2 protein-coding genes are annotated in these 1,707 nt (G+C 43.9%); one reads left to right on the top strand and one right to left on the bottom strand.

The features are described from left to right. Nucleotides 1-51 (bottom strand): IS1 family transposase (locus BFF42_RS28370; RefSeq protein WP_165888145.1); only part of this gene is annotated, 51 nt, incomplete at its 3' end. A 538-nt stretch (nucleotides 52-589) separates the two neighbouring features. On the opposite strand from BFF42_RS28370, the gene ipaH3 reads away from it, so the two are divergent. Further along, nucleotides 590-1,707 (top strand): T3SS effector E3 ubiquitin-protein ligase IpaH3/Hc (gene ipaH3 / locus BFF42_RS16125; RefSeq protein WP_128832309.1); only part of this gene is annotated, 1,118 nt, incomplete at its 3' end.

Below are 1,707 nucleotides of genomic sequence, written 5' to 3'. Positions count from 1 at the left end.
CACCCCGTCAGTAGCTGAACAGGAGGGACAGCTGATAGAAACAGAAGCCACTGGAGCACCTCAAAAACACCATCATACACTAAATCAGTAAGTTGGCAGCATCACCTCAACCAGTTACCATTTTTTTCGAGTTTTTTAGAGAAATTTTCGGGAAAATTTCAGGTCAATCCATGCAGACGCAAGCAATTCCTGTATTGAATAATTCCGTAGCAATTATGTAAAATCATCTCCGGCTGATTTTCATTCAAACTCGCGCTATCGAACATCCATCAGCCAGCCGTGGCACGTTCTTGCATACGACGTGCTACGGTTTCCTTTACGATTTGGGGTTGCGACTTTACCTCTATTGATAATGCATTCCGGCAGAACGTTCAAATATGAAGTACGATGTTTAACTAACCGAAAAACAAGAACAATACGGTGCAAGCAAGCTATTCACAGTTAACTGAAACAGTATCGTTTTTTTACAGCCAATTTTGTTTGTCCTTTTATAATAAAAAAGTGCTGAAGTTCATTTCATGGAATGAACTTCATAAAAACTCCTACTTATTTCTTTTAACAAAGCCATTTGTCCATCGGCTTTAACTGAATGTCCATCATGTTACCGATAAATAATAACTTTTCATTGTCCCAAAATTCTTTTTATAACACTATTTCCGGTACATATGCTGATTACTTTTCAGCATGGGATAAATGGGAAAAACAAGCGCTCCCCGGTGAAAATCGGAATGAAGCGGTCTCCCTACTTAAAGAATGTCTCATCAATCAGTTCAGTGAGCTTCAACTGAATCGTTTAAATCTGTCCTCGCTACCTGACAACTTACCACCTCAAATCACTGTTCTGGAAATTACTCAGAATGCCCTAATATCATTACCAGAATTGCCAGCATCGCTGGAATACCTTGACGCCTGTGACAATCACCTGTCAACACTTCCTGAATTACCCGCATCTCTGAAACATCTTGATGTAGATAACAACCAACTAACCATGCTTCCTGAATTGCCTGCATTGCTGGAATATATTAATGCAGATAACAATCAGCTAACCATGCTTCCTGAATTACCTACATCGCTGGAAGTGCTCTCAGTAAGAAATAACCAGCTGACATTTCTTCCTGAGTTACCTGAATCACTGGAAGCGCTCGATGTAAGTACTAATCTTCTGGAAAGCCTACCAGCCGTACCTGTAAGAAATCATCACTCAGAGGAAACCGAGATATTTTTCCGGTGCCGCGAGAATCGCATCACACACATTCCGGAAAATATACTTAGCCTTGATCCGACCTGCACTATCATCCTCGAAGACAATCCTCTGTCCTCACGGATCAGGGAGTCTCTGTCGCAACAAACCGCCCAACCGGACTACCACGGCCCACGGATTTACTTCTCCATGAGTGACGGACAACAGAATACACTCCATCGCCCCCTGGCTGATGCCGTGACAGCATGGTTCCCGGAAAACAAACAATCTGATGTATCACAGATATGGCATGCTTTTGAACATGAAGAGCACGCCAACACCTTTTCCGCGTTCCTTGACCGCCTTTCCGATACCGTCTCTGCACGCAATACCTCCGGATTCCGTGAACAGGTCGCTGCATGGCTGGAAAAACTCAGTGCCTCTGCGGAGCTTCGACAGCAGTCTTTCGCTGTTGCTGCTGATGCCACTGAGAGCTGTGAGGACCGTGTCGCGCTCACATGGAACAA

This window comes from Shigella sp. FC1661 (assembly GCF_001712525.1).
In the GTDB taxonomy this organism is placed as follows: domain Bacteria; phylum Pseudomonadota; class Gammaproteobacteria; order Enterobacterales; family Enterobacteriaceae; genus Escherichia; species Escherichia coli.
Note: the sequence above shows the minus strand (reverse complement) of the source record. Positions and strands in the feature narration are given on the sequence as shown.